27 protein-coding genes are annotated in these 26,394 nt (G+C 71.2%); 8 read left to right on the top strand and 19 right to left on the bottom strand.

The features are described 5' to 3' along the window. Positions 1 to 128 precede the first annotated feature (128 nt). The 4 genes from GY170_RS16380 (at position 129) to GY170_RS16365 (ending at position 3,378) form a co-directional block, all read left to right on the top strand. On the top strand, positions 129 to 1,604 hold the full coding sequence (locus GY170_RS16380) for a flagellin N-terminal helical domain-containing protein (RefSeq protein WP_163895612.1): 1,476 nt from the start codon (positions 129 to 131) through the stop codon (positions 1,602 to 1,604). A gap of 87 nt (positions 1,605 to 1,691) precedes the next feature. Next, positions 1,692 to 2,117 (top strand): flagellar biosynthesis regulator FlaF, encoded by a 426-nt coding sequence (gene flaF / locus GY170_RS16375; RefSeq protein WP_268960268.1) that lies wholly within the window; start codon positions 1,692 to 1,694, stop codon positions 2,115 to 2,117. After that, positions 2,114 to 2,575: a flagellar biosynthesis repressor FlbT gene (gene flbT / locus GY170_RS16370; protein ID WP_163895610.1), complete on the top strand. Its 462-nt coding sequence runs from the start codon at positions 2,114 to 2,116 to the stop codon at positions 2,573 to 2,575. The genes flaF and flbT overlap by 4 nt, the downstream gene beginning before the upstream one ends. After that, positions 2,575 to 3,378, top strand: a complete 804-nt coding sequence (locus tag GY170_RS16365; RefSeq protein WP_328801154.1) for a DUF1217 domain-containing protein — start codon at positions 2,575 to 2,577, stop codon at positions 3,376 to 3,378. Before flbT ends, GY170_RS16365 begins: the two co-directional genes overlap by 1 nt. A gap of 41 nt (positions 3,379 to 3,419) precedes the next feature. Here the strand turns inward: GY170_RS16365 and GY170_RS16360 are convergent, their stop codons facing one another. The 10 genes from GY170_RS16360 to GY170_RS16315 form a co-directional block, all read right to left on the bottom strand. Then, positions 3,420 to 3,809 carry a hypothetical protein gene (locus GY170_RS16360; protein WP_163895608.1) on the bottom strand — a complete coding sequence of 130 codons (390 nt, stop codon included), beginning with the start codon at positions 3,807 to 3,809 and terminating at the stop codon, positions 3,420 to 3,422. Further along, positions 3,806 to 4,897, bottom strand: coding sequence for an EscU/YscU/HrcU family type III secretion system export apparatus switch protein (locus GY170_RS16355; protein ID WP_163895607.1), 1,092 nt, complete (start codon positions 4,895 to 4,897; stop codon positions 3,806 to 3,808). The genes GY170_RS16360 and GY170_RS16355 overlap by 4 nt, the downstream gene beginning before the upstream one ends. Beyond that, a complete protein-coding gene (locus GY170_RS16350) occupies positions 4,894 to 5,682 on the bottom strand; it encodes a flagellar biosynthetic protein FliR (RefSeq protein WP_235937857.1) in 789 nt (262 codons plus the stop codon). Before GY170_RS16350 ends, GY170_RS16355 begins: the two co-directional genes overlap by 4 nt. Continuing rightward, the gene (flhA, locus tag GY170_RS16345) at positions 5,679 to 7,763 is read right to left on the bottom strand and encodes a flagellar biosynthesis protein FlhA (protein ID WP_163895605.1); all 2,085 of its coding nucleotides are present in this window, start codon (positions 7,761 to 7,763) and stop codon (positions 5,679 to 5,681) included. The genes GY170_RS16350 and flhA overlap by 4 nt, the downstream gene beginning before the upstream one ends. Positions 7,764 to 7,766: 3 nt before the next feature. Beyond that, positions 7,767 to 8,462 carry a lysozyme family protein gene (locus tag GY170_RS16340; RefSeq protein WP_328801805.1) on the bottom strand — a complete coding sequence of 232 codons (696 nt, stop codon included), beginning with the start codon at positions 8,460 to 8,462 and terminating at the stop codon, positions 7,767 to 7,769. A gap of 120 nt (positions 8,463 to 8,582) precedes the next feature. After that, on the bottom strand, positions 8,583 to 10,790 hold the full coding sequence (locus tag GY170_RS16335; protein WP_163895603.1) for a hypothetical protein: 2,208 nt from the start codon (positions 10,788 to 10,790) through the stop codon (positions 8,583 to 8,585). After that, positions 10,787 to 11,653: a flagellar motor stator protein MotA gene (gene motA, locus GY170_RS16330; RefSeq protein ID WP_163895601.1), complete on the bottom strand. Its 867-nt coding sequence runs from the start codon at positions 11,651 to 11,653 to the stop codon at positions 10,787 to 10,789. Before motA ends, GY170_RS16335 begins: the two co-directional genes overlap by 4 nt. 178 nt (positions 11,654 to 11,831) lie before the next feature. Beyond that, positions 11,832 to 12,524, bottom strand: a complete 693-nt coding sequence (locus GY170_RS16325; protein ID WP_235924230.1) for a MotE family protein — start codon at positions 12,522 to 12,524, stop codon at positions 11,832 to 11,834. Then, entirely contained in the window at positions 12,521 to 12,880 is a 360-nt protein-coding gene (locus GY170_RS16320) for a hypothetical protein (protein WP_163895600.1), read from the bottom strand. Before GY170_RS16320 ends, GY170_RS16325 begins: the two co-directional genes overlap by 4 nt. 13 nt (positions 12,881 to 12,893) lie before the next feature. After that, on the bottom strand, positions 12,894 to 13,406 hold the full coding sequence (locus GY170_RS16315; protein WP_163895598.1) for a flagellar basal body-associated FliL family protein: 513 nt from the start codon (positions 13,404 to 13,406) through the stop codon (positions 12,894 to 12,896). Between the two features lie 83 nt (positions 13,407 to 13,489). Here GY170_RS16315 and fliF point away from each other — a divergent pair, with 83 nt between their 5' ends. From fliF to fliP, 4 genes are all read left to right on the top strand, one after another. Next, positions 13,490 to 15,208, top strand: a complete 1,719-nt coding sequence (gene fliF / locus GY170_RS16310; protein ID WP_163895596.1) for a flagellar basal-body MS-ring/collar protein FliF — start codon at positions 13,490 to 13,492, stop codon at positions 15,206 to 15,208. A gap of 3 nt (positions 15,209 to 15,211) precedes the next feature. Beyond that, complete coding sequence (locus GY170_RS16305; protein WP_163895595.1) at positions 15,212 to 15,799, top strand: hypothetical protein; 588 nt, start codon at positions 15,212 to 15,214, stop codon at positions 15,797 to 15,799. Continuing rightward, positions 15,792 to 16,058: a FliM/FliN family flagellar motor switch protein gene (locus GY170_RS16300; protein WP_163895593.1), complete on the top strand. Its 267-nt coding sequence runs from the start codon at positions 15,792 to 15,794 to the stop codon at positions 16,056 to 16,058. Before GY170_RS16305 ends, GY170_RS16300 begins: the two co-directional genes overlap by 8 nt. Before the next feature lie 160 nt (positions 16,059 to 16,218). Beyond that, on the top strand, positions 16,219 to 16,932 hold the full coding sequence (gene fliP, locus GY170_RS16295; RefSeq protein ID WP_235937856.1) for a flagellar type III secretion system pore protein FliP: 714 nt from the start codon (positions 16,219 to 16,221) through the stop codon (positions 16,930 to 16,932). Between the two features lie 132 nt (positions 16,933 to 17,064). Here the strand turns inward: fliP and GY170_RS16290 are convergent, their stop codons facing one another. The 9 genes from GY170_RS16290 to GY170_RS16250 form a co-directional block, all read right to left on the bottom strand. Then, the gene (locus GY170_RS16290; protein ID WP_163895589.1) at positions 17,065 to 18,186 is read right to left on the bottom strand and encodes a flagellar basal body P-ring protein FlgI; all 1,122 of its coding nucleotides are present in this window, start codon (positions 18,184 to 18,186) and stop codon (positions 17,065 to 17,067) included. Beyond that, on the bottom strand, positions 18,186 to 19,196 hold the full coding sequence (locus tag GY170_RS16285; RefSeq protein WP_163895587.1) for a flagellin: 1,011 nt from the start codon (positions 19,194 to 19,196) through the stop codon (positions 18,186 to 18,188). Before GY170_RS16285 ends, GY170_RS16290 begins: the two co-directional genes overlap by 1 nt. 4 nt (positions 19,197 to 19,200) lie before the next feature. Further along, complete coding sequence (flgK, locus tag GY170_RS16280; protein ID WP_163895585.1) at positions 19,201 to 20,649, bottom strand: flagellar hook-associated protein FlgK; 1,449 nt, start codon at positions 20,647 to 20,649, stop codon at positions 19,201 to 19,203. A gap of 30 nt (positions 20,650 to 20,679) precedes the next feature. Beyond that, positions 20,680 to 21,999 (bottom strand): flagellar hook protein FlgE, encoded by a 1,320-nt coding sequence (locus GY170_RS16275; protein ID WP_163895583.1) that lies wholly within the window; start codon positions 21,997 to 21,999, stop codon positions 20,680 to 20,682. Between the two features lie 119 nt (positions 22,000 to 22,118). Next, positions 22,119 to 22,973, bottom strand: coding sequence for a flagellar motor protein MotB (locus GY170_RS16270; protein ID WP_163895581.1), 855 nt, complete (start codon positions 22,971 to 22,973; stop codon positions 22,119 to 22,121). A gap of 80 nt (positions 22,974 to 23,053) precedes the next feature. Next, positions 23,054 to 23,821, bottom strand: coding sequence for an FkbM family methyltransferase (locus GY170_RS16265; RefSeq protein WP_163895579.1), 768 nt, complete (start codon positions 23,819 to 23,821; stop codon positions 23,054 to 23,056). Then, the gene (locus tag GY170_RS16260; protein ID WP_163895577.1) at positions 23,818 to 24,210 is read right to left on the bottom strand and encodes a DUF6165 family protein; all 393 of its coding nucleotides are present in this window, start codon (positions 24,208 to 24,210) and stop codon (positions 23,818 to 23,820) included. Before GY170_RS16260 ends, GY170_RS16265 begins: the two co-directional genes overlap by 4 nt. Continuing rightward, positions 24,210 to 25,592, bottom strand: coding sequence for a tetratricopeptide repeat protein (locus GY170_RS16255; RefSeq protein ID WP_163895575.1), 1,383 nt, complete (start codon positions 25,590 to 25,592; stop codon positions 24,210 to 24,212). Before GY170_RS16255 ends, GY170_RS16260 begins: the two co-directional genes overlap by 1 nt. Continuing rightward, entirely contained in the window at positions 25,592 to 26,377 is a 786-nt protein-coding gene (locus GY170_RS16250; protein WP_163895573.1) for a hypothetical protein, read from the bottom strand. Before GY170_RS16250 ends, GY170_RS16255 begins: the two co-directional genes overlap by 1 nt. Positions 26,378 to 26,394 lie beyond the last annotated feature (17 nt).

The following is a 26,394-nucleotide window of genomic DNA, read 5'->3' as shown; positions in this document are numbered from 1 at the left end:
TGGCGCGCCCGGCCCGGAACGGCCCGATGCGCAGATGTCAGAATGGCCTGTCCTCCCGCCGCCGCGATCGGCGGCGGATCGTGAACGCTTGGCGCAAAAAGCGCCGCAACCAATGGGAATACTCTCACATGTCGAGCATTCTGACGAACAACGGCGCCATGGTGGCGCTCCAGACCCTCAACTCCATCAACAAGGACCTCGGCAACGTTCAGAACGCCATTTCCACCGGTAAGGAAGTCGGCAACGCCAAGGACAACTCCGCCGTCTGGGCCATCTCGAAGGTGATGGAATCCGACGTGAAGGGCTTCAAGTCGATCTCCGACTCGCTGGCCCTCGGTGAATCCACCGTCGCCGTGGCCCGCCAGGCCTCCGAGACGGTCGCCGACCTCATGACCGAGATGAAGGGCAAGATCGTCAACGCCCAGGAGTCCAACGTCGACCGGGGCAAGATCCAGGCCGACATCACGGCCCTGACCGACCAGATCGCGTCGGTGATCGGCGCGGCCCAGTTCAACGGTCTCAACCTCGTCTCCGGCTCCGAGACGGTGGAGGTTCTCTCCTCCCTCGACCGGTCGTCGGATGGCGCGGTGGCCTCCTCGTCGATCTCCGTCAACCGGCAGGATCTGACGATGGATGCCGGCGTCTACAACGCCTCCGGCACCGACCTGTCCGGCAACGTCACCGCCTCCGACACTGCTGTCGTCAACACCGGCATCACGGAGACGCTGCAGCTCGCCACCAGCGTCGCCGCCAACGACGTGCTGCGCCTGCAGATCGGGGACACCAGCGTTGCCTACACCTCGGCCGACACCGACCTCAACAACGCGGCCGCCGGTCTGTCCGCTGCAATCAACGCCGCCGGCATCGAGGGGATCACTGCCACTGTCGCCACCGACACGATCACGCTGACCTCCACCGTCGCCTTCGAGGATACGGATCTCACCTTCACCTCGACGGGCGCCACCACCGGCGCCTACGGCACCGATGCCGCGCTCGAGGCCCGGGCGGAAACCGTGACCTTCTCCGGCACCGCCGGTGTCAACGAGGGCGACGGCTACCGTGTGTCCATCGGCTCGACCGACTTCGACTATGTCGCCGGTCAGGGCGAGACGATGGAGGATGTCGCCAAGGGCCTGAAGATCGCCATCGACGGCGCTGGCCTTTCCGACATCTCCACCAACGTGACGCAGGACGCCAACGGCGCCTGGCAGCTGCAGGTGGACAATGCCGGTGCCTCTCTCGCCTTCGCGGCCACCGGCCGGTCCGATGGTGAGGCGACGGGTGGTCTGGCAGGTCTCGGCGATATCGACGTGACGACGGATGAGGGTGCCGCGGCCGCTCTGGCCAACATCGAGACCTTCATCGACACGGCGATCGACGCCTCCGCCGCCTTCGGCTCCGTCGAAGGCCGCATCTCGATCCAGTCGGAGTTCATCGGCAAGCTGAGCGACTCGCTGAAGTCCGGCATCGGCTCGATGGTCGACGCGAACATGGAAGAGACGTCGGCACGTCTGCAGGCGCTGCAGGTCCAGCAGCAGCTTGGCGTGCAGTCGCTCTCCATGGCCAACCAGGCGCCGCAGTCGATCCTGTCGCTGTTCCGCTAAGACGGAACCTGGGCGGGGGGCCAATGAGGCCCCCCGTCTGCCCTCCTCCCAGAAGGCCGAAGCAAAACGCTCCGAGAGGATCACGCCGTGAATGCCATTCAGCAGGCTCAAAGAGCCTACGCCCCGGTGAATTCCCCCGTCATGACGGGCCGTGCCACCGAACTGAAACTCTTCTCCCAGACAACAGCCCGCCTCAGGGCCGCCCAGAAGTCCGGCCGCTTCGCCGAGATCGCCGAGGCCCTGTTCCAGAACCGCCGCGTGTGGACGCATCTCGCCGCCGAGGTCGCCGATTCCGCCAATGAGCTGCCGTCGACGCTGCGCGCGCAGATCTTCTACCTCGCGGAATTCACGGAACATCACACCCGCGCCGTCCTGAAGGGCGAGGCCGACGTGGCCGCCCTCCTCGACATCAACACCGCCGTCATGCGCGGTCTCTCCGGCAACAGCGGCGCCGCTCCGGATGCCGCCTCGCAGCCGCAGCCCGCCGACCGCGGACGGGAGACGGTCCGATGACCGGCCTCGTCCTCAAGCTCGGGCCGAAGGAACGGGTGCTCGTCAACGGCGCCGTCATCGAGAATGGCGACCGCCGGGCGCGGCTGGCGATCCTGACGCCCAACGCCAATATCCTGCGCCTGCGCGATGCCATCCGGCCCGACGAGGTGAACACGCCCGTCCGCCGCGTCTGCTACATCGCCCAGCTTGTCCTCTCGGGCGATGCGGAGCCGGCCGAGGCGCATATCCAGCTCCTGCGCGGCATCGAACAGCTCTCCCAGGCGCTGACCGATGAAGACAGCCGACGCCTCCTCTCCGACGCGACGGAGGCGATCGGCAGCGGCGACACCTACCGCGCGCTCAAGCGGCTTCGCGCCCTCCTCCCCCGCGAGGAGCGGCTGCTGGCAACCGCGCCCCGGCGAGAGACGGAGCCGTCCCGGTCGGGCGAGCCGGTGCGCATGGCGGCGGGACGGGCCTGATGTTCCAGCCCGTCGTCCCCGCCAGCGGCTACACCGGCTGGACCTTCCTGCAGCGGACCCGCGAGACGCAGATGGAGGCCTTCTCCTCCTCCCCCGTCCTGCAGCGGGAGACGGATTACTTCCGCGAGCATATCGCGGAGGTGAAGAGCGCCGAGGATCTGGTCAACGACCGCCGGCTGCTCACCATCGCCCTCGGCGCCTACGGGCTGGAGGACGACATCGACCACAAGGCCTTCATCCGGCAGGTGCTGGAGGATGGCACGCTGAAGGAGGATGCGCTGGCCAACCGGCTGGCCGACAAGACCTATGCCCAGTTCTCCCGCGCCTTCGGCTTCGCCGATCTCGGCGGGCTGACGGGCACCTCCGGCTTCGCCGACAAGATCATCGCCCGCTACGAGGAGCGCAGCTTCGAGATCGCCGTCGGCGAACAGGACGACGCGATGCGCCAGGCGATGAACCTCGAGCGCGGGCTGAACGACGTGGTGAAGGGCTCCGAGGGCACTGATGCGCGCTGGTTCTCCGTCATGGGCTCGCCGCCGCTGCGCAGCGTCTTCGAGACGGCGCTGGGCTTCCCGCCCGGCTTCGGCGCGGTGGATCTCGACCAGCAGCTGGTGCAGTTCAAGGAGCGGGCGGAGAGCGTCTTCGGCACCTCCGACGTCGCCGAACTGGCCGAGCCTGAGGCGCGCGAGAAGATCGTGCGTATCTTCCTCGCCCGCAACGAGATCGGCAACGTCTCCCTCGGTGTCTCCGGCGCCAGCGCCGCGCTGACGCTGCTGTCGAACGCCGGCTCCCTCTACCGCTGACCCGCCCCGCGAGACGCGCCCGCAAGGGAGTGGCGAGCCGCTCACCACTGCCGCTCCGCCCGCGCCTCCCCCTGCCGCTCATCCTCCTCCGCCAGCCGCTCGCTCAGGCGCTGGGCGGCGACCGACTGCCCGAAGAGCTTCGCCAGCCGCGCCCGCTCCTCCGCCTCCTGTGCCCGCAGCCGCGCCAGCTCCATGTTCAGCGCCTTCAGCCGCGTCTCGATCCAGCTCTGCCACTTCAGATCGGCGCCAGCACGGGCCGCCGGATCGTTGGGCGCCAGCGCCGGTCGGCCGGAGCGGGCGCGCGCCAGCTCCGCCAGCTGGGTCTCAACCTCGCCCATGCGCCGGCGGATCGCGGCGAGCTTCCCCTGCTCGGCGCGGAAGCGGGCGTCGGCCAGCTCCGCCAGCGCCGCCATCTGCTGCGCTCGGCTCACCAGCCGCGCGCCCGGGCCGCCTTGCGCATCCGCTCGGCGAAGCGGATGGCCGCGGCCACGGCCTTGTACTGGTCGCGCTGGATCTCGTCGCCGATCTCCACCGTCGCGTGAAGCGCCCGCGCCGTCGGCGGATCGCTGTGGATCGGCACCCCGTTCTCGGCCGCCGCCTCGCGGATGCGGGCGGCGATCTCGTCCACCCCCTTCGCGACGCAGACAGGCGCGCGCCCCGAGGCGCGATCCCATCGCAGCGCCACCGCGTAGTGGGTCGGGTTGACGATTACCACGTCCGCCCTCGGCACCTCCGCCAGCATCTGATTGAGCGCGAGGGACACCGCCTTCTGCCGCCGCTGCTGCTTGATGTAGGGGTCGCCCTCGCTCTCCTTCATCTCGTCGGTCATCTCCTTGCGCGTCATGCGCAGCTTGCGCAGGTGCTCCGCCCGCTGGAACAGGTAGTCGAAGACGCCGAGGCTCAGCGCCACCAGCAGCACGATCAGCATGATGCCGGTGAGAAACCGCCCCAGCTCCACCGCGATCTGCCCCGGCGCCAGCGCCATCGCCTCCATCATCCGCGGTAGCTCCGCCCAGACGTAGAAGCCGAGGATCAGCGAGTAGAGCACGAGCTTGAGGAAGCTCTTGAGGAACTCGAAGAGCCCCGCGCGGCCGAACTTCTGCTTCATCGACTGCAAGGGGGAGATCCGGTTCAGCTTTGACTGCAGCTTCTGGCCGGAGAAGACGAGCGCCTGCTGCGCCAGCAGCGTCAGCAGCACCAGCGCCGCGGGCAGGAGGAACCAGGGCGCGATGCTCTGCGCCGTCGCCAGCGCGAGGCCGCGCAGCGGCGCCTGCGGCGCGCCGTCGAAGACCAGCTCCGCGATCTCGGCGGCGCGGCCCAGCGTGGCGGCGAGGGCGGTGCCGAGGGCGGGCAGCGTCGTGGCGCCGAAGGCGGAGGCGGCGAGCAGGATGCCGCCATAGCCCGCGGCGGTGTTCAGGTCGTTCGACTTGGGGATGTCGCCCTTGCGGCGCGCCTCGTCGAGCTTGCGCTGAGAGGCGTCGAACTCCTTCTCGCCCGACTGATCGTCTTCCCCGCTCACGGCGCGCCCCCGAACGGGTCACCGAGGAAGGTGAAGAGCGCATCGGCCCAGAGGGAGAGGAGCAGGGGCGAGACGGCGAAGAGCAGGATCAGCCCGCCGGCGGTGGCGGCCGGCGCGCCGACGAAGGTGACCATGAGCTGCGGCATGGCCCGGTTGATGACGCCGAGCACAACCTGGTAGGCCAGCCCCGCCAGCACGAAGGGGGCGGAGAGCGAGAAGGCCGTCGCCATCATGCGCCCCGCCTCCTGCAGCCCGATCTGCGCCACCAAGGCGCCGCCGGGCAGGGCGCCGGGCGGCATCATCTCCCACGACAGGATCAGGTAGGCGGCCAGCTGCACGTGCAGCCCCAGGATGGCCGCCAGCGCAAGGGCGGAGATGGTGAAGATGTGCCCGATGACCGGCTGCGGCTCACCGGCGCCGGCGCCGAAGATCTGGCTGAGCGAGACCGATTGTGCGGCGATGGTGCCGGCGATCTGCAGCGCGAAGGTGAAGAAGCGCAGGCCGAAGCCGAAGATCAGCCCCGCCGCCACCTCCGCCCCCGCCGCCCGCACCCAGCCGGCGGCGCCGGCCGGGCCGGGGCCGTAGAGCCCGGCGACGGCGGGCAGGCAGATGGCGGTGAAGGCGAAGGCCAGTGCCGTCTTCACCCGCATCGGCACCGATTGCTCGCCGAAGGCCGGCATCAGCCACATCGCGGCGCCGACGCGCAGGAAGACCAGCACCGCGATGGGCAGCCAGCCCCGGGCGAGGCCGAAGAGCGCCTCCAGCTCCGCCCCGCCCAGTGTCACGCCGCCACCAGCCCGACGAGCGCCGGCCGCGCATCCACACCGATCTCGTCGAAGGAGAGCACGGGGTTGGGGATGCCCTTGGCCATCATCACCGTCTTCAGGAACCGCCGCCGCCGGGCGGAGGTGACGAGGGCCGGGTAGGCGCCCGTCTCCCCCGCCCGGGCGATGCGCTCGGCGATGCCGTTGGCAAGCTTGTTGAACTCCTCCGGCGGCAGCGCCACGTCGGCGGCGCCCCGATCCCCGGGGATCTGGTAGGCGGAGAAGCACTCCTCCCATTCCGGGGCCAGCTGCACGAGCGGGATCGTCCCGTCCTCGCGCCGCAGCTCGGCGACGAGCTGGAAGCCGAGGCGCTGGCGCACATGCTCGGAGATCTGATCGGGCGCGGAATGGATCTGCCGCCCCTCCGCAGCCGCCTCGATGATCAGCGGCAGGTTGCGGATCGACACCCGCTCCTCCAGCAGCAGGCGGAGGACGGAGAGTAGCGTGTCGACGGGCAGCTTCTCGGGGATGAGCTCGTCGATCAGCCGCTTGTTGGCCTGCGCGCGGGAGGCGTCGGAGAGGCTGACCAGCTCGTCCAGCAGCCGGCGCAGCGCCTTGTGGGTGAGCAGGCGGGGGAAGTTGCGCTTGATGATCTCCAGCAGGTGCGTCGCCAGCACCTCGGGCGGGGAGACGGTGGTCATCCCGGCGAGCTGCGCCTGCTCCTGGTCGGCCTTGACGATCCAGCGGGCGGGGGCGCCGTAGACAGGCTCCTTCACGTCCTCGCCCGCCAGCGCATCGGCGTCGGGGCCGGAGAGGAGGGCGAGGTAGCGATCGGGGCGCAGGATCTCGCGCACCTGCTCCACCCCCTGGATGCGGATGACATAGGTGCCCGGCGGCAGGGCGGCGTTGTCTGTCAGCCGCATCTCGGGGAGGATGACGCCGAAGGCGGTGACCACATGGGCGCGCATGTTGGAGATGCGCGCATCCAGCCCCGTGGCCGGGTCGAGCACCATGTCCACGAGGTCGGGCGCGAACTCGACATGGATGTCGTCGAGGTCGAGCAGGTCCCCCATCGAGCTTTCCTTCGGCGCCTCCTTCGGCTGATCCGGCGTCTTCGCCGCCTCGGCCGCCTCCGCCGCCTGCCGGCGGGCGACAGCCCAGGCGGTGCCGCCGAGGAGGCCGGCGCCGACGACGAAGGGCGTGAAGGGCAGGCCCGGCACCAACGCGAAGAGCAGCATCAGGACGGCGACGGTGCCGAGTGCGGCGGGGTGCCTGCCGAGCTGGGAGAGGAGCGCCATGTCCGTCGCGCCGGTGGCGCCGCCGCGGGCGAGCAGCAGCGCCGAGGCGACGGAGATGATGACGGCCGGGATCTGGCTGACCAGCCCGTCGCCGACGGTGAGGATCGAGTAGGTCTCGAAGGCGCGGCTGAGCGGCATGTCATGGATGACGGTGCCGGCGATCAGCCCGACGATCAGGTTCAGCGCGGTGATCAGCAGGCCGGCGACGGCATCGCCCTTCACGAATTTCGACGCCCCGTCGAGGGAGCCGAAGAAGGTCGTCTCCTGCTGCTCGCGCTCGCGCCGCTCCTTCGCCTGGGCATGGTCGATGGCGCCGGCGGACATGTCGGCATCGATGGCGAGCTGCTTGCCGGGCATCGCGTCGAGCGCGAAGCGGGCGCCCACTTCGGCCATGCGGGCGGCGCCCTTGTTGATGACGACGAAGTTGACGATCAGCAGCACGCCGAAGACGACCAGGCCGAGCATCACCGAGCCGCCCATGACGAAATCCGCGAAGCCCTCGATGACGTGGCCTGCGGCGGCGGTGCCGGTATGGCCCTGCCCGATGATCAGCTTGGTGGAGCTGACGTTGAGGCTGAGGCGCAGCATCAGCGAGGCCAGCAGCACGGTGGGAAAGCTGGAGAAATCGAGCGGCCGCTGGATGAAGAGCGTCACCGTGAAGATCAGGATGGCGAGGCCGAAGCTCGCCGCGAGGCCGAGATCGAGCACCCAGGCGGGCATCGGCAGGATCATCATGGTGATGATCGCCATCAGCGCGAGGGCGAGGAGGATCGTCGGCTGGAAGATGCGGGAGCTCTGCGGCATGGCTCAGCTCCCCCCCAGCGGCACGAGGGAGCCGAGCGCGCCGGCGCCGCCACTCTGAAGGAGCGGGAAGGCGTTCTGGCGCGGGAGGGCCGGGCTGCCTGCGCGCGAGGCGAGGACAGGCGGGGCAGTGTCCATCGGGGGCAGGGCCGCGCGAATCTCGGTGAAGCGGGCGCGGTAGCGGCTGGCATGCGTCTCCGTGCGGGAGTGGAAGGCGCCGGCGGCGGCCGTCCAGTCCCCCAGCTCGCCATGCAGGCCGGCGAGGAAGCGGGCCGCGTAGAGGGCGTTCTCCGCCGGGTCGAACATGGCGTCGATGGAGGGGAAGTTCTGCCCGTGCCAGCGATAGTTGATCTGGAAGCAGCCGACATCGAAGTTGCGCGCCCCGGCCTCGGCCTTGGAACGGGCCCAGGCGAGCGCCTCGGCGCGGCTGTCGAACCAGCGGCCCTCGCCCGCGGCGTTGACCGTCCATGGCCAGGGCTGAAGCGTGCCCCCCCGGCCGCGGCCCGTCTCCGTCCGCGTGATGGTGCGCAGGACGGCGAGGGGGACGCCGGTCGATTCGGCAGCGCGGGCCGCGGCGGCATCGCAGATCTGGTCCGGCGGCATGGCGGCGAGCGCCTGCGCCTCCCCCGGCCAGAGCGGCCACGCGCCGAGAAGTGGCACCAAGAGAACCCGGCGCAGCCACGGCGCCCATCTGCCTGCCATCATGATCGTGAAACGCCGCTTTCTGCTGCCGTCCGGTTGGCGGTCAGGCTAAGGCGGCTTGGTTGATATTGGGTAAGGACGGCGGCGGCTCGGCCCGCCCTGACGGGCGGGCTCGCGGGCCTAGTCGGCGGCGGGGGCCCCGTCCTCCTCCGCCACCGGGAAGCGGCCGAGCAGCTCCTCCACCATGGCGCGCGTCTCCTCCGCCTCGGCGAGCAGGGCCGCGCGGCCGGCGAGGGGCGTGGTATCCTCCGGCAGGGCAGAGGGGGTGAGCGCGCCGGCGGCGGCCTCGGCCAGCAGCGGGTCCTCCGCCTGGCCGGCCAGCTGATCCCAGGCGCCGGCGCGCCAGAGCGTCTCCGCCTCCGGCTCCGCCTGGGCGGCGAGGGCGGCGGCATAGTCCCCCGCCTCCGCCTCGGCGCGGGCGATGAGGGCCTGCGCGCGCGGGTCACGCATGCCGGCGAGCGCCGTCACCACGCCGTCGGGGTCGCCCCGCAGCAGAGCCGCCTCGGCGCGCAGGTAGCGCCGCTCGCGCATGGAGGCGCCGCTCGCCTCCCCCGCCAGCAGCTCCTCCGCCCGCTCGGGGAAGCCGAGGGAGAGGAGGCGGGCGGCGATGGCGTTCTCCGTCGGCGCCATCAGGCCGTGGGGCAGGGGCGCCATGGCCTGTTCGAGGAAGCGGCTGTCCTCTGCCGCCTCGGCGATGGAGGCCACGGCCGCGTCGTTCAGCTCGCCGCGGCGGGCATAGGAGAGGGGGTGGCGGTCGTCCGCCGCCAGCTCCAGCGCCGCCTCCTGCCGGCCGGCGGCGGTGAGGGCGCGGATCTCGGCGTCTGCGAGGCGCAGCTCGTCCTCGGTGCCGCGCCGCTCGAAGCGCAGGGCGCGGGCCAGCGAGATCTCGCGATCCCCCGGGACACGGCCCAGCTCCAGCGTCAGCTCGATGGCGCGCAGCAGCGTCTCGGTGTTGAGCGTGGTGCTGTCGTCCAGCAGGTAGTCGAGCTCGGCGAGGGCCGCCTCCGGCCCGTCCGTCACGCGGGTCACCTCCGTCTCCGTCAGGCGGCTTTCGGGGGTGTCGCCGGTGACGGCGGGGCGGGACAGGTTGATGAGCGATTCGGCGGTGTAGCTGTCCTCCGCCTCGATGAAGAGCTGTGCCAGCCGGGCGCCGAGGTGGCCCTGCAGGGGCGGCGGCAGGGTGCGGTAGGCGAGCATGACGGCACTGCGCCCCTCCTCGCCGAGCCCCTCGACCGAACCGGCGGCCAGCGCCGCCCAGAGCGAGACGCGGGCGTTGCAGCCCTGCTGCCCGTTCAGGATGCCGGAGGGCGGGGCCAGGCCGTCGACGATGGCGGCGAGCGCGGTGAGCACGCGATGCTCCACCGACGGGTCGGAGTCCAGCGCCAGCGCGTCGCGAGCCTCCGCCCCGAAGCCGTAGTAGAGGTAGCCGCGCGCCAGATCCTCCGCCGCGCCGGGGGTCACCCTGTCGAACTCGCCCGTCAGCGCCACGCGGCGCGGGCCGATCTCCGTGGCGAACTCCGCCTCCTCCGGGACCCAGCTGGCCATGTCGAAGTAGCTGTCGGGCAGGCAGGAATCGTGCGGCGGCGCGACGGCGCGATCCCGGTCGAGCGAGGTGCGGAAGTCGACGCCCGGCTCTCCCGGGACCATGCCCTCGGGCGCATCCTCCGGCGGGTCGGAGGGGGCGAGCACCGGCTCGGGCACATCCTCCAGCCCCGGCTGCAGCTCGATGAGGCCGAGGGTGGCGGCGCGGGAGAGGCTTTGCAGGATATCCGCCTCCATCTCCGCCACGCGGGTCATGTCCGGATCCGTCATCGCGGGGGCGAAGGGCAGGAGCGGCTCCTCCTCCTCTGCCGGGGGGACGACGATAGGGAGGGTGGCGTCGGGCGCGGCCTCCTCCTCCTCCTCCACGGGCGGCGGCGGGGGCGTGCCGGCGAGGGTCAGCGGCCGCTCGGCGGGGCTGCCCGCGGGGGCTGGGCCGTCGCGGATGTCGAGGACGAGGCGATCCTCGCGCCAGCGGAAGAGGGTGGCGTGGCATGTCTCGCAGGCCAGCTCCAGCTCCAGCACGCCGTTGCCGCGATCCTCCAGCGCCGCGAGGCGGTCGCGGGGAATGCGTTCGAAGACACCGCTGGAATCGAAGCTCACGCCGCGCCCCAGATCGAGCAGGTAGCCCTCGTCGCTCCGGCCGAGCCGCCAGTCGCGCCCCGGGGGCACGGCGAGCACCAGCCGCGTGAAGGTCGGGTGCTCGCCCGAGCGCATGGTGACGCTCTGCGCGGCGAGCGGGCCGGCGCAGAGCGCGAGTGCGAGGGCGAGGAGGAGCCGGCCGATCATGCCGCCCCCTTCGTGGCCTTCAGCGCCTCCTCCAGATCGGAGAAGGAGGGCCGGCAATGGCCCGGGGTGTTCTGGCGGCCGACCTCGATGCAGATGTTCGGCGCATGGCGGTGCAGGTTGGCCACCAGCACCTCGCGGATGAGCTTGTAGAAGTGCAGCTCCTCGTCGATCACGGTGGTCAGGCGGGCGGCGAAGGGGCCGAAGAAGCCGTAGGCGAGGAACACGCCGAGGAAGGTGCCGACCAGCGCGCCGCCGATCATCTTGCCAAGGATCTCCGGCGGCTGGTCGATCGAGCCCATCGTCTTGATCACGCCGAGCACGGCGGCGACGATGCCGAGCGCCGGCAGGGCATCCGCCACCGCCTGGAGGGCATGGGGCGTGTGGCCGACGTGATGGGCATATTCCTCCAGCCGCTTCTCCAGCACCTCCTCCACCTGGTGGGGATCGTCGTAGTTCATGGTGCCGGTGCGCAGCGTGTCGCAGATCAGCGCGACGGCCGTGCTGTCCGCCTGGATGCGGGGATACTTGGAGAAGATGTCGCTCTCCGTCGGGTTCTCGATATGCTCCTCCAGCGTCACCGGGTTGGAGCGGGCGATGCGGATCAGCTCGAACAGGAGGCAGAGCAGGTCGCGGTAATCGTCGTGCTTCCACTTCGGGCCCTTGAAGACCTTGCCGAGGTCTTTCAGCGTGTGCTTCACGGCCGCGCCGTCGTTGGAGATGGCGAAGGCGCCGACGGCGGCGCCGCCGATCATCATCATCTCGAACGGCAGGGACTTCAGGATAATGCCCATCTTTCCACCGGCGAGGATGTAGCCGCCGAAGACCATCGCGAAGATGATGACGATTCCGATGATGCCGATCATGTCCCGCCCCCGAGCGCCATGTGTTCCAGAGCCGGACGATAGGCTGAGCGGGGTTAACATCGGGTCGATGGCGGTAGGGGAGGAGGCAGGACCGGGCGGTTGTCTGCCCCCCGGACCCCCCAAGGATTTTTGGAGACCAAAGACAAGGGGGGCAGGGGCCAGCCGGACGCCCTGCCCGCTACTCACGCGGGGCGGCGGCGTTGCGCCCGGCGATGACGACCGAGAGGGAATGGGCCGTCTCCGGCTCGAGACTCGACATGACCGCGGCCGCGGCGGGCGCGTTCATCCGGGCGAGGAAGCCGGCGGCGAACTCGGGCGCCATCTGCTCGAAGAGCGCGGCGGCCTCCTCGGCCTTCATGTTCTCGTAGACCGCCGTGAGCCGGGCGATATCGTCCTCCGCCGCCGTGGCGGCGAGGGCGAGGGTGGCCTCGAGGGAGGATTGCGCCTCCTGCAGGGCGGCGAGCTTCTCGGCCACCTCGTCCTCGGCCAGCCGGAGCGCCTGCATGCGGTCGGCCACCTGCGCCTCGCGCGCCTCAAGCCGGTCTTCGCGCAGCTGGAAGGCGGCGAGCAGCTCCTCCGTCGCCGGGGTGCCCTCGCAGGGGCCGGCCTCCGCCTGGGCCGTGACGGGGAGGAGGCCGCCGGGCGCAGAGGTGATGGCGGAGGCGATGGCGCCGTCGGCGCCCGTCGCGGCGCGTAGCAGGCCCGAGCAGAGGAGCAGGGCGGCGATGACGCCGAGGGTGCCCCGGCCGACGCGCCGGCGGCGCGGAGCGGCGCGGCGCGGGGGGGCGCCCGGCCGGGCGGGCGCCCTGGCGGTGGCGGGGCGCTTAGGCGGGGCCGGGCGCCGGGGTGAGGCGGGGGGCTGGCCGGTCATACGTCAGCCCCCTCCTTGCGGCGCTGGAAGAAGGGGTTCACCGGCGGCGCGGCGGGCTCCTCCTCCTGCGATTCGGGCAGGTCGTGAAGGGAGGCGACCAGCAGCTCCAGCTGCTTGGCTGCCGCCTCCGCCCGCTCCGTCGCCTCGCCGAGCCGGGCGACGGAGCCGCCGGCCGAGCCCTGCGCCTTCGCCAGCGCCCTTCCCAGATCGTCGACCTGCGCGGAGAGGACGGCGACGGCGCCGCCCACCCCCGTCTCCAGATCGGTGAAGCGCTTCAGCCGGCTGGCCAGCACGAAGCAGTAGAAGCCGGCGCCGAGCGCGCCGGCCATGAGCAGAATGTCCGCGATCAGGGCCATCTCCGCCTCCTTCTCAATCCAGCACGAATTCCATGATCAGCAGGTCGCGCACGCGGCCCTCGCCGGTGATGACCTGCACCCGGCGCAGCATCTGTGCCCGCAGGTTCGTCAGCGCCGCGCCGCCGGACATCTCGCCGAGGTCGATGGCGCGCAGGTAGGTGTTCAGCACGTCGGTGATGCGCGGCATCACCGCCTGCACGTCGCCCTCGTAGGCGGGGGCCACCTCCAGCTGCGCCGTGAAGCGCAGATGCGTGTGGGCGCTGCCGGCGGGCAGGTTCACCACGATCGTCTCCAGCGGCAGGAAGGTGGCGGGCGCCAGATCCGGCACCTCCAGCAGATCCTCCGGCGCCTCCGCCTCGGCGGCGGAGTCGCCGCCGCCGATCAGCCCGGCGCGCACGGCGAAAAAGCCGCCCGCGCCGCCAGCAATCGCCAGCACGAGGCCGAGAATCAGCGGCAGCTTCGATTTCTTCTTCTTCGGCGCCTCCTCCTCGGCGGCGTCGACATCGGCGGCGGTCGCGTCCGTCATGCGTGGCCCTTTCTGCGGCGATGCATCGGGGGCGTTGATAGGCCGGGATTGGCTAACCGAACTTTAAGTCTGCTGGGGCATCCATGGCGACGGTCGGGCAGAAGCCCGTGGAATCTGGAGACGCCGCCTTGCAGAGCCTCACCAACGTCTGGTCCAGCCTCGATTCGCGCCGCCGCATTGTCGCCATCGGGGCCGCCCTCGCCGTGTTCGCCGCCGTCCTCGGCCTCGCCCGCGGCGCCGGCAATCCGCAGATGGCCCTTCTCTATGGCGGGCTGGAGGCTCAGGCCGCGGGCGACGTGCTGGCGGCGCTGGAGGGGCAGGGCGTCGCCTACGAGGTGCGCTCGGGCGCCATCTACGTGCCGATGGCGGAGCGGGACGCGCTGCGCATGTCCCTCGCGGCAGAGGGGCTGCCCGCCAACTCCGCCCAAGGCTACGAGCTGCTCGATTCGCTCTCCGGCTTCGGCACCACCTCGCAGATGTTCGACGCCGCCTACTGGCGCGCGAAGGAGGGGGAGCTGGCGCGCACCATCCTCTCCTCTCCGCATATCCGTGCCGTGCGCGTGCACATCTCGGCCCCCTCCTCGCGCCCCTTCGCGCGGGAGGAGCGGCCGACCGCGGCCGTCACGGTGACGACGGCGGACGGCGCCCTTGCCAGCGGCTTCGCCAAGGCGCTGCGCTACCTCGTCGCCTCCGCCGTGCCCGGGCTCAGCGCCGAGGATGTCGCCGTGATCGACGGTGAGACGGGCCTCGTCACGGCAGAGGAGGAGGGCGCCGGCTCCGAAGCCTCCCGCGCCGAGGAGCTGCGCGCCCGCGCCGAGCGGCTGCTGGAGGCGCGCGTGGGCTACGGCAACGCCATCGTCGAAGTCTCAGTCGAGACGGTGACGGAAAGCGAGCAGATCACCGAGCGCCGCGTCGATCCCGACAGCCGCGTCGCCGTCTCGGAGGAGGTCTCCTCCTCCTCCGGCTCGTCGCAGAATGCCGGCGAGGGGCGGGTGACGGTGGCCTCCAACCTCCCCGATGGCGCGGCGAACGGCGAGGGCGGCGGCGGTGGCTCCTCCGAGAACTCCGAATCGCGGGAGCTGACAAATTACGACTTCTCCGAGACCTCGCGGGAGGTGCTGCGTGGCCCCGGCGCCATCCGCCGGCTGACCGTGGCTGTCCTCGTCAACGAGCTCGCCGTGACGGGCCCGGAGACGGGCGAGGCGGTGACGGAGCCGCGCAGTGCCGAGGAGCTGGAGGCGCTGGGCGCCCTCGTCGCCTCCGCCGTCGGCCTCGACGAGAGCCGGGGGGACGAGCTGACGGTGCGCGCGATGGCCTTCCAGCCGACGCCGATGCTGACGGAAGGCGCCGAGGGGCTGCCCTCGGGCAGCGTGCTCGACATGATGCAGATCATCCAGCTCGCCGTGCTGGCGCTGGTGGCGCTGGTGCTGGGTCTCTTCGTCGTCCGCCCGATTCTCACCGGCCGCCGCGCCGCCGCCGCCCTGCCGGAGGGCGAAGACTCCGTGGGCGCCCTGCCCGCGCCGATGGGAGACGCCGGCGGCTTCGGCGGCGGCTTCCCGACGATGGGCAACGCCCTCGCCCCGCCGCCCGGCGGTGAAGGGGATGGCGGCGGTCTGCCCGGCGGCTTCCCCGCCATGGGCAACGGCTTCGGCGCCGACGGTGGCGGCCTGCCGCCCCTCGGCGGCGGCGACGATGCCGGCGGAGACCCCGTGACCCGCCTGCGCAAGCTCATCGAGGAGCGCCAGGACGAAACCATCCAGATCCTGCAAAGCTGGATCGAAGACCCCGAGCCGGAGGTGTAACCCATGGCCCGACCTGCCTTGCTGGAAGATTTCGACACGCGCGCCCCGGCGCCCGAGCCACCCCCGCCGGAGCCGGCGGGCCCCAGCGCCGACTGGCTGGAGGGCCATGCCGCCGGCCGGGCAGAGGCGGAGGCGGAGGCCGCCTCCCGCCGCGATGCCGCCGCCGCCGAGCTGGCGCAGGTGCTGGAGGCGATGGAGTTTACCTTCGTCGAGGCGCGCGCTCATGTGCTCGCTTCCCTCCGCCCGCTCGTCTCGGAGATGGCGGAGGGCCTGCTGCCCGGCCTTGCCGAGGCCGCCCGCGTGCCGGCCCTGATCGAGCTCGTCATGGCCGCCGCGGAGGAGGATGCCCGTGCCCCCCTCCGCCTGACGATCTCTCCCGCCCTGCATGAGGCGCTCGCCCCGCAACTCCCGCTCCCCGCCGGCCCTCCGCTTGAGGTGGTGGCCGATGCGGACCTGCCCGACGGCCGGGCGCTCCTGATGACGCCGGAGGGGCGGGGGACCGCCCTCGACTACGCGGATTACCTGGACGAACTGCGTCAGACCCTCTCCGCCCTGACCCACGAGCCAGCCCTGAGGACCGAGCATGGATGACAAAGGCAACCCGCTGCACGCCCTGCCCCTGGAGATCCTCGTCTCCGTCGGCCGCGCCCGCCCTCTGGTGCGCGACCTCCTGGAGATGGGGGAGAACGCCGTCCTGCCGCTCGACAAGCGCATCGACGACCCCGTCGAGCTCTTCATCGGCGACCGGCTGATCGCCCGGGGCGAGCTGCAGGAGATGGAGGGCGACGAGACCGGCCAGCTCGCCGTGCGCCTCACCGAGGTCGTCTCCATCGGCGGCGCGGACGAATAGGATGGCCCGACAGCTCAGGCCAGAATGGCCGAGACCCAGTCGGGCCACCCCGCCGGGCAAAGCCCGGCCCCCGGCCAGACCTCCGGCCAAATCCCCGGCCAAACTCCCGGCGCTGTGGAAAACCCCGGCGCCGGGCAGGCTGGCCCTGCCTCTTCTCGCCGTGGCGCTGACGCTGACACTGGCGCTCCTCGCCGCCCCGGCCGCGGCGCAGAGCGTGACGCTGGATCTGGGCGAGGGCGGCTCGCTCTCCTCCACCACCATCCAGCTCTTCCTGCTGCTGACGGTGCTGAGCCTCGTGCCCGGCCTCGCCATCATGCTCACCTGTTTCCCCTTCGTGGTGACGGTGCTCTCTATCCTCCGCCAGGGGCTGGGCCTGCAGCAATCGCCACCCAACATGCTGATCGTCAGCCTCGCCCTCTTCCTCACCTGGTTCGTGATGGAGCCGGTCTTCACCGCCGCGTGGGAGGCCGGCGTCGCCCCCTTCCTCGACGGCGCCATCGACGCCCCCGCCGCCGTCGACGCCACGCTCTCCCCCTTCCGCACCTTCATGACCGGCCGGATGGACCCGGAGACATACCTCTCCCTCGCCGCCCTGCGCCCCGACGTGCCGGTGGAGCCGCCGACGCCCGGCTCCCCGCTCTCCGTCCTCGTCCCCTCCTTCCTGCTGTCGGAGGTGGCCCGAGCCTTCCAGGTCGGCTTCCTGATCTTCCTGCCCTTCCTCATCATCGATCTCGTCGTCGCGGCGGTGCTGATGTCCATGGGCATGATGATGGTCCCCCCGGCGGTGGTGGCGCTGCCCTTCAAGCTGGCCTTCTTCGTCGTCGCCGACGGCTGGACGCTGCTCTCCGAAAGCCTCGTCCGCTCCTACCTCTGAGCTAGTCTTGCGCCGCGCAGCGGCGCCGGCGCGCGCGAAGCGCGCCCCCCCCGGCGCCGGGCCCCGGCCCGGCGCAACATGAAAGGCCCCCCCGGCAGGGGCGGGCCTCTCTTTCACCCAACCGCCATTTCCTCAGCGGACGATGAAGTCCGCGTGCAGCGCGCCGGCGGCGCGAATGGATTTGAGAATGTCGATCATGTCGTTCGGCGCCACGCCGAGGGCATTCAGCCCCGCCACGACCTCCGAGAGGGAGGTGCCGCCGTCCACCTCGGCCAGCCCCGTCCCCTCTTCCTCGATCCCGACATTGGTGCGTGGCACCACGATGGTCTCTCCCGGGGAGAAGGGGTTGGGCTGGACGACCATCGGCGCCTCCTCGATGCGCAGCGTCAGATTGCCCTGGCTCACCGCGACGCGGCTGATGCGCACGTCCTCGCCCATGACGATCGTCCCCGAGCGCTGGTCGACCACCACGCGGGCGCGGATCTCCGGCTCGACGAGGATGTTCTCGATCCGCCCGATGGCATGCGCCGGGCTCGGCGCGCCGGTACCGTCGATGTCGATCTCCACCGTGCCGGCATCCAGCATCAGCGCCACCGGCCGGCCGAAATTGCCGTTGATGGCGCTCTCTATCCGCGCCGCCGTGGTGAAATCCGGCGTCCGCAGCGCCAGGCGCATGGAATCGAGGGCGGCAAAGTCGAAGGCGACCTCCCGCTCCACCGTCGCCCCGGCGGGGATGACCCCCGCCGTCGGCACGCCCTGCGTCACCTGTGCCGCCTCCCCTTCGGCCGTGATGCCGCCGGCGATGATGGTGCCCTGCGCCACCGCGTATATCTGCCCGTCCGCCGCGTTGAGCGGCGTCATCACCAGCGTCCCGCCCAGGAGCGAGGAGGCATCGCCGATGGCCGAGACGGTCACGTCGATGGGGGATCCGGCGCGCGCGAAGGGCGGCAGCTCGGCCGTCACCAGCACCGCGGCGACGTTGCGGGGGCGGAACTGCTCCCCCGTGACGTTGACGCCGAGGCGCTCGAGGATGTTGGCCATGATCTCCTCGGTGAAGGGCGCGTTGCGCAGCCCGTCGCCGGTGCCGTTGAGCCCGACGACCAGCCCGTAGCCGAGCAGGTCGTTGGCGCGCACGCCGTCGAATTCCACCAGATCCTTCAGCCGCACGGGCGCCGCCTCGGCGGGGGCGACCCAGCCGGCGGGCGACAGCGCGAGGCTCAGGGCGAGGGCGGAGGCGGAGAGGAGGCCCCGCATCAGATGTACCTCGTCAGCGTCATCTCCGACATGCGGGCGGTGATCGTGTAGTGCATCTCCAGTTGCACCTGCACCTCCTGCAGCGCCGCCGCCGTCGAGTAGGGATCGGCGTTGACCATGTCGTTGCGCAGGATCGAGAGGGAGGTCTGCTCGGCCCCCAGCCGCACGCGCGCCTCCTCGATGCGCTGCTCGCTCAGGCCGAGCCGGCCCTGCAGGTGCGCCATGGCATTGCCGGCGGAGATCAGCACCTCGCCGGCCTTGTGCATCACGTCCGCCACCTCCGGCTCCGTCATCGGGGGCACGCCATCCATCGCCACGGCGGCGAGGGCGGCGCCGGCCAGCGCCTCGCGGATGGCCGGGTCGTCGGCCCGCGCCGACATCGTCACGCTCGGCCCGCCCGGGCCGAGGCGGCGGGTGGCGAGCGCGCCCGTGTCGCCAAGGTAGCCGGAGGTGTCGAAGCCGCCCCCCGGCTCGAACCAGGCCTGCACCTGCGCCGCCAGCGCCGCGCCGTCCGCCGGGGCGGAGGCGGCGAGGCTGGCGCGCAGGTCGGCGAGGATATCCTCCGCCGGGGCCAGCGCCGTGCCCTCGGTGTCGGTGCCGGCGAAGAGCGCCTGGCCGCCGTAGCGGGTGCCGAGCGCCGAGACCATGTCGCCAAAGGTCAACTCCCCGTTCTGCGCGGCGGCGGAGAGCTCCGCCTGCCCCGGCTCCGGCGAGATCGCCATGAGCGGGCCGACGAGCAGGTCGCGCACGTCGTCGGCGCGGGAGAGGGCGAACTGGGTGGTGGAAAGCACGTTGGCGAGGTCCGTCGCCGCGGAGAGCTCCGTGTCCACCATCGTCAAGCGGGAATTCACCTCCACCAGCCGGTTCTGCGTGGCGCCGAGCTGGGCGGGCAGGTCGGCATGGCGGCCGGAGGAAAGCTCCTCCGTCAGGCGGTTGAGCTTTTCCTTCAGCTCGAAATTCGTCGTCTTCAGAAAGTAGTTCTGGGCGCTGTCGCCGAGGGTCATGGGCATGGGCTCAGATCTCCAGGAGCTGGCGCATCATCTGGTCGATCGTCTGCACGACGCGGGCATTGGCCGCGTAGGCCTGCTCGATGATCAGAAGCTGCTGCATCTCGTAATCGGTGTCGACGCCGCCCTCGTATTCGGCGGCCTTCATCGTGTCGTAGCGGGCATGGGCGAAGCCGAGCGCCTCCTCGGCGTTGACGCGCCCGGTGCTGACATCGGCCACCCAGCCGCCGGCATGGGTGGCGGCGGAAGCAACGGCGCCGCCGGTGGCGGGCAGGGCGCGCTTGTCGGCCAGCGCGTCGGCGTAGAGCGACAGCTGGCTGGCATCGCCGGCGTTCACCGGACCGGCGGCGCCGACGCCGGCGCGCAGGCGCCAGAGCGCGCCGCCCTCCGCCGGGTCCACCGCATCGTTCACCGCGATGCGGCTGGCGAGGCCGGTGATGTCGCCCGTGCCCAGCTCCGCCCCGCCATCGGTGAAGAGACCGGGCGTGCCGGGGGCGCGGGTCGGATCGAAGGACGGATCCTCGAAGCGGCCGATCAGGTCGGCGGCGATCTCGTCCAGCGCGTCGGCGGCGGCCGGCAGGGCATCGTCGCGCAGCTTGAAGGCCGCCTCCAGCGCGCCGCCGGAAAGCTTGCCGACGCCGTCGTCGCCCATCGGCTGGCCATTCTTCATCACCGGGTCCAGCCCGCCGGAGGCGAGCGTCATGTCGGCGGTGACGATGGCGCGCGGCTGGAACTCGTATTGCGCCGGCCGGCCGTCGAGCAGCACCTCGCCGCTCTGGGTGACGAGGGCGACCTTGCCCTGCTGGCGGTCGATCTCCCGCACCGGCACGATCTCGGAGATCCTGTCGATCACGCGCTGCCGCTCGTCGACCAGCGCGTTGGGGTCACCGCCGCTGTTGATCATCTGCTGGATGGAATTGTTGAGCTCGTAGACCTGCTCCAGCGAGGTGTTGAGCGTGTCGACATGGGAGGCGATCAGCGCGTCCGCCTCGGCGCGCTGCACCTGGATGGCATCGGCATCCTGCTTGATGGCGCCGGCGACGGCGGTCATCGAGCTGAACACGTTGGCGAGTCGCTGCTCGCTGGACGGGTCGGCGGCGCTGGCTGTCAGCGCCGCCTCGAAGGAGGCCATCCGCTGGCCGATGGAATGCGGATCGTCGATGCTGCCCGTCTCGAATTCGAGCATGCGGAAGGCGTCGGCGATCGTCTGCTGGTAGGCCATGGCGGAGCCGGCGGCCCGCCGGTCGGAGAGGATGCCGCGGTCGACCATCCTCTCCACCCCGGTGACGCGGACACCGCCGCCCTGACCGCCGAGGCTGGTGGAGGAGAGCTGAATCTCCCGCCGGCCAAACCCGTCCGTCATCGCGTTGGAGATATTGTCCGACGTCACCTCCGCCATGCGGGAGGTCGCCGTGAGCCCCGACAGGGCATTGTTCAGCGCATGTGAGAAACTCATCTGTCACCTCCATCCGGCGGAAAGCCGGCGTTACCGCTTCATGTTGGTGGTTTCCTGCAGCATCTCGTCGACGGTCTGGATGACCTTGGCGTTCGACGAGTAGGCGCGCTGCGTCTGGATCAGGTTGGTCAGCTCGCCGGCGACGTCGACGGTCGCCTCCTCCTGCGCGAAGCCGAGGATCTCCCCCACGGGGCCGGAGCCGGCCGTCCACAGGTAGAAGGCGCCACTCTCGTTGCTGACCGAGTAGCGCTGGTTGTCGCCCACCTCGAGCGCGTTGGGGTTGGGCACATCCGCCAGCGGCACCTGGTACATGACGCGGTTGATGCCGGTGTCGAAATAGGCGCGGACATAGCCGTTCGCGTCCACCTCCACGCTCGTCAGCGTGCCCGGAGGGGCGCCGTTCTTGGTGACGGCGCTGGGGGCGAAGACGTCGGAGAGCTGGGTCATGCCGCCGGGATCGTTGATCTCGCCGATGCCGACGTTGATCGTCTGCGTGCCGCCGGCGACGTCGATGTCGAAGGAGCCGGTGTCCGGGTCATAGGCCGGGCTGCCGGGGTAGGCCGCCGACGGGGTGACGGAGGCGAGCGTGCCGCCCTGGCCCGCGGTGTCGTCGAAGGTCAGCGTGTACTCGCCCATCACCGCGCCGGCCGAGCCGTCGTCGGTGATCGTCATCGTCCACTCGTTGGAGGCGCCGTTGGCGGGGACGGTGGGCGTGAAGGTGACGGTCAGCGTCTGCGGTTTGCCGAGGTTGTCGAAATACTCGATCGTCACGTTGTTGGGGTCACCGTCGGCCCCCGCCTCGGTGGCGGTGGCGGGCAGGTTCACGCCCATCTGGATCTCGCTCGTCGGCGAGGAGGCGAACTGCGAATCGCTGATCTGGATCGGTTCCAGCCCGTTGGCGGAATCGCGCGGCAGGTCGGGGATGTTGCCCTCGGCATCCGCCGGCCAGCCCATCAGCACGGCGCCGTCAGTGGTCGTCAGATAGCCCTCGGCATCGAGCCGGAAGGAGCCGGTGGTCACCAGCTCCATCTGCAGCGCATCCCCCTCCGTCACGAGGTCGGGGTGGGCGGCGACGGGCAGGAAGCCCCGGCCCCGCACGGCCAGATCCGTCGGGTTGTTGGTGGAGAGCAGCGGCCCCCGCTCGTCGATCAGACGGTGGCTGGAGACGCGGACGCCGCCGGCGGAATAGAGGCTGCCGCCGCTGTCGATGACCATCGAGTGGAACTCGGTCGTGGCCCGCTTGTACCCCGCGGTCTCGGAGTTGGCGATATTGTCGGAGATGGTCGCCAGGTTGCTGGCATTGGCCGAAAGCCCGGCCACCGAAGCGTTGAGAGAGGACGAGAGCGTCATGGACGACCTTTCTGGTTTGCAGGACGTCCTCTCTCTAGTCGAGCGGGGCTAAGGTTTGGCTAATGCCGCCCCCTGTGCGTGCGGAAGGCGGGTGCGCCGTTCAGGCACGGCCCGCCCCCTCAGCCCTGGCTGCGCAGCAGCACGATCTCCACCCGGTCGTTGCGGGGCGCCGCCTGCTCCGGCACCGCCGGGTCGCGGTCGGCATGGCCGGTGAGGCGGGCGACACGCTCGGGGTCGAGCCCGCCGGCCTCCAGCGCCGTGCGCACCGTGCCGGCGCGGGCGGCGGAGAGATCCCAGACCGGGTTGTCGGCCAGCACGAGGGAGCGGGTGGCAAGGTGCGCGTCGATGGCCACCTCGTTGGTCACGAGGCTCGCCAGCCGCGCCACCATGCCCACGATCTCCGCCGTGACCGGCCGCATCTGCGCCGTGCCGGCATCGAAGATGGGCGTGCCGGGCAGGGCGAAGATCTCGATGACCAGCCCCTCGTCCGTCAGCCGCGTCACCACGTGGCGGCGGGCGAGATCCGTCAGGTCGCTCTCGCCCGAGGCGGCGTTTAGCATCTCCTCGATCTCCTGCAGCGCCGCCGTCTCGGCGCGGTCGGCCTCCTCCGCCTGCGCCTCGGCAATGGTCGTCGGCGCGCCGAGGCCCTGGCTCTCCGGGTCCGCGTCCGGGGTGTGCTCGAGGACACCGGTGCCGTCCTCGGCGAAGCTGTCGTTGGCGAAGGTGGAATCCCCCGCGAAGACACCGTCGCCCCCGCCGGAGACGCGGGAGAGCGGGATGGTCGGCGAGAAGTAGTCGGCGATGCCCTTGCGCTGCTGCTCCGTCGTGGCGTTGAGCAGCCACATCAGCAGGAAGAACGCCATCATCGCGGTCACGAAATCCGCGTAGGCGACCTTCCAGGCCCCGCCGTGATGGCCGCCGCCGGCAATGACCTTCTTGCGCTTGATGATGATCGGCGCGTTCGATCCGTCCATGTCCACTCACCCCTCGGTAGCACCCGGGGGAGAGGTTTAAGGGAAGGTTGTTGAGGGGCGGTTACCCGTTAAAATCCGCCTCAAAGGTCGGGAAGCCGCCATATTTCATCCGGCCCGCAGAACTCCGCCAGCGCGTAGCCGGCGGCGCGCATGATGCGGCCGATCTCGCCGGTGCCGCTGTTGTTCTCGATCGCCCAGAGGCCGACGCGGTGGCGCGCGAAGGGGAAGGCCGCCAGCGCCGCCACCTCGCCGCCCTCGATGTCGAGCGAGATGAAATCGGGGTGCTCCAGCCCCGTCTCCTCCAGAAGGCCGGAGAGCGTGCGCGTCTCCACCCGGATCACCGCCTCGCGGTGGCGGGGATCGGCGCGGACCTTGCGCAGCAGCCCCTCGTCGTAGCTGCCCGAGAGGCCGGACATCTGCGTGTAGCCCTCGGCGATCTCGATGAACTCCGCCTCCCCCGCCTCGGCGGCGACGGCGTAGCGCAGGCAGGGGCAGCGGCGGGCGGCCTTCGCTTTCTCCAGCTGCGCCGGCACCGGCTCCACCAGCGCGCCGCGCCAGCCGCGGTGGCGTTCGAGGAACAGGGTGTTGGAGCCGGTGACGCCGTCATAGCCGCCGATATCGAGGAAGGTGCCGCCCTGCTTGCGGCCGAAGATGGCATCCACCACCGCATCCTGCCCCGCCTGGCTGCGGTAGGGGTAGCCGGGCTCCAGCATCCCGCGCGCCTCGTGGATGGTGCGGTTGAGCGCGCCCCTCCGGCGCCCGCGCTCGCCCTTCAGCGCCGCGCCCGCCTCCCTCAGGGCCTGCCGGACCTCGGCGCGGGCGGCCTCCAGCCGGGCCTCGGGCGTCATGCCGGCCCCGGATCGGTGTAGGACTTCTCCTCGACGATGGCGGAGCCGAGGGCGAGGTTGATGCGCTTCTTGACCGCGGCGCGCAGGTCGTTGGTGCGATAGACGGCGCGGGCGAGGGCGATGAAATCGGCGCCGAAGTCGCCGGCCGCCTCGCGGGCGCGGATATCGTCCTCGATCTGCCAGAGGCGGGCGTTGATCTCCGCCAGCTCGGCCTTCATCGCGGCCAGCTCCGGGTGCGCCGGCAGCCCCGCCTCGACCTCTTCCAGCCGCGCCGCCTCGTGGCGGACATTGGCGAGCCGCTCCGGATCGGCGATCTTCTCCGCCTTCAGGGCGAGGATGGTGATCTTGTCGATCAGCTCTCCGGCGGAGGTGGGGACGAGCAGCTCCATCAGGCCTTCTCCGCCGCGAGCGCCGCCAGCTCAGGCTTCAGGCGCGCGAAGACCTCCGCCCAGTCACCGGGGGCGGACTGGCGGACGAGGCGCATGGAGGGATACCACGGCGTCCGCTCCCCGCTCGGCCGCCAGAGCCAGAAGGGATCGGTGTGCAGCAGCAGCCAGACGGGCACGCCCAGCGAGCCGGCGACATGGGCGGTCGCGGTGTCGGAGGTCAGGATCAGGTCCATCTCCTTCATCATCGCGGCATTGTCGGCGAAATCCCTCTCCGACCCGCCGAAATCGGGGATCAGGGCGGCGGTGCCGTCTTCCCGGAACTCCTTGAGCTTCGGCCCCTTGTAGAGGCTGAACATCCGCAGGCCGGGGACATCCAGCAGGTCATGCAGCCGCTCATGCGGGAAGGAGCGCTGGGCGTTGCCGCGATAGGTGAGCGAGCCTGTCCAGACGACGCCGACGCGGAAGGCGCCCCGGTGCGGGGCCGTCATGGCTCGGGCGCGGCGGGTGGCCTCCTCGGGGAGGGTCAGCGCGGCGGGGCCCGGCACCTCGTCCGTCAGGGCGAAATGCAGGGCCGGCAGGTCCATCACGTTGGCCCAGACGTCGAACTCCGCCTCCTCCGGCACGCCGCGCACGATGCTCCCCGCGCCGTCGATCCCCTCGATGAGCCGGTGCACGGGCCCCTCGGCGGAGAGGATCACCTCGGCCGGCGAGAACTGCCGCAGCACGGGCAGGAAGCGCAGGAAGGCGATGGCATCGCCGAAGCCCTGCTCGGGCAGGACAAGGATGCGCTTGCCGGCGAGGCTCTCCCCCTCCCACTTCGGGCGGCCGATGCGGCGGGGCGTCAGCTCCCCCGTCTCCCAGCGGATGGCATAATTTGCGAAGCCCTCGGCATAGGCGCCGGCGGCAAGCTGGGAGAGGGAGAGCTGCAGCCGCGTCTCGGCATGGCCGGGGAAGCGGGCGACGCCGGACTTGAGGACGGCGATGCTCTCCTCCAGCCGGCCCATGGAGCGGAGCGTCTTGCCGAGCATGGCGCGCGGCTCCGCCTCCTCCGGGTGCGCCTCGGCCAGCGCCTGGCGGAGGGGGAGCGCCTCGTCGAAGGCCCCGGTATCGTGGAGGATATTGGCGAGGTTGTTGCGGATGCCGCGCCCCTCCGGCTCCAGCGCGGCGGCGCGGCGCTGGGCGTGAAGGGCCAGCGAGAGCTGTCCCTCGCTGCGCAGCAGCGCGCCGAGGTTCGACCAGAAGCCGGCATCGCCGGGGTGCCGGGCGAGCCAGGCTGCATAGGCCTCCCGCGCCTCCGCCAGCTGGCCGGCCCGATGGGCGGCGAGGGCGCGGGCGCGCAGGTCGGCCTGGGCCGGCTGGGGCGCGGACGCCGCCTCGGCCATCAGGGGCGGCCCTTGCGCTTCACCGGGGTGACGAGGCTCTCCGGCCGCCGCTCCTCCGCCGCCTCGAAGAGCGAGAAGGTCTGGTTGACGTAGTTCACGGCGCCCGAGATCAGATCCATGTAGGCGATCAGCTCCTCCGTCTTCTCGGCCTCCACCACCTGCACGGAGCGTTCGGGGCCGAGCGTCTCGAACCCGGCGTAGAAGAGCGGCTCGCCGCGGGCGATCTTCACCGGTTTCTCCGGCTCGTGCCATTCGAAGGCCCACATCAGCGGGCGGGGCCAGACATTGATGGGGAAGCGGCCGGGGAAGAGCGTGCCCGGCAGCGCCTCGCGGCGGTAGTGCATGAAGGGCGGCACCTGGCTCATGTAGACCGGCTCGTCGGCGATGAAGACGTAAGGCAGCGACAGCTGCAGCGTCGGCACGCCGGGGCGCCGCCACTCCGCCTCGTTGGTCAGGTGCAGCTTCTCGCCGAGCTTGGAGGGCCGGATGGAGCTCGTCTCCCCCGCGAGGTTGCGCAGCGCCGCCTTGCCCTTGTCATCGCGCGTGAAGCCGATGTGGATGTCGAAGGGGCAGCGGATGAGGAAATAGCGGCTCTCGAGGTTGATGACCGCCGGGCAGCGCGAGGCGCTCTTGGCGTGGCGCCGGTCGACATCGACCGAGCGGACCCGCTCCGGCGGGGCATAGATGATGCCGCCCTTCTGCTCCGTCAGCAGCCAGCCGACGGTGACGGGGCCGGAGCCGCGGGACGAGCCCTCGGTATTTTCGAAACTGACGGAAAGCTGCATGCCCGGCCTCGCTCGTT

It is taken from the genome of Pseudoroseicyclus tamaricis (genome assembly GCF_012070395.1).
Classification (GTDB): domain Bacteria; phylum Pseudomonadota; class Alphaproteobacteria; order Rhodobacterales; family Rhodobacteraceae; genus Pseudoroseicyclus_A; species Pseudoroseicyclus_A tamaricis.
The sequence above is the reverse complement of the archived record's forward strand: the minus strand, read 5'-3'. Positions and strand labels throughout refer to the sequence as shown.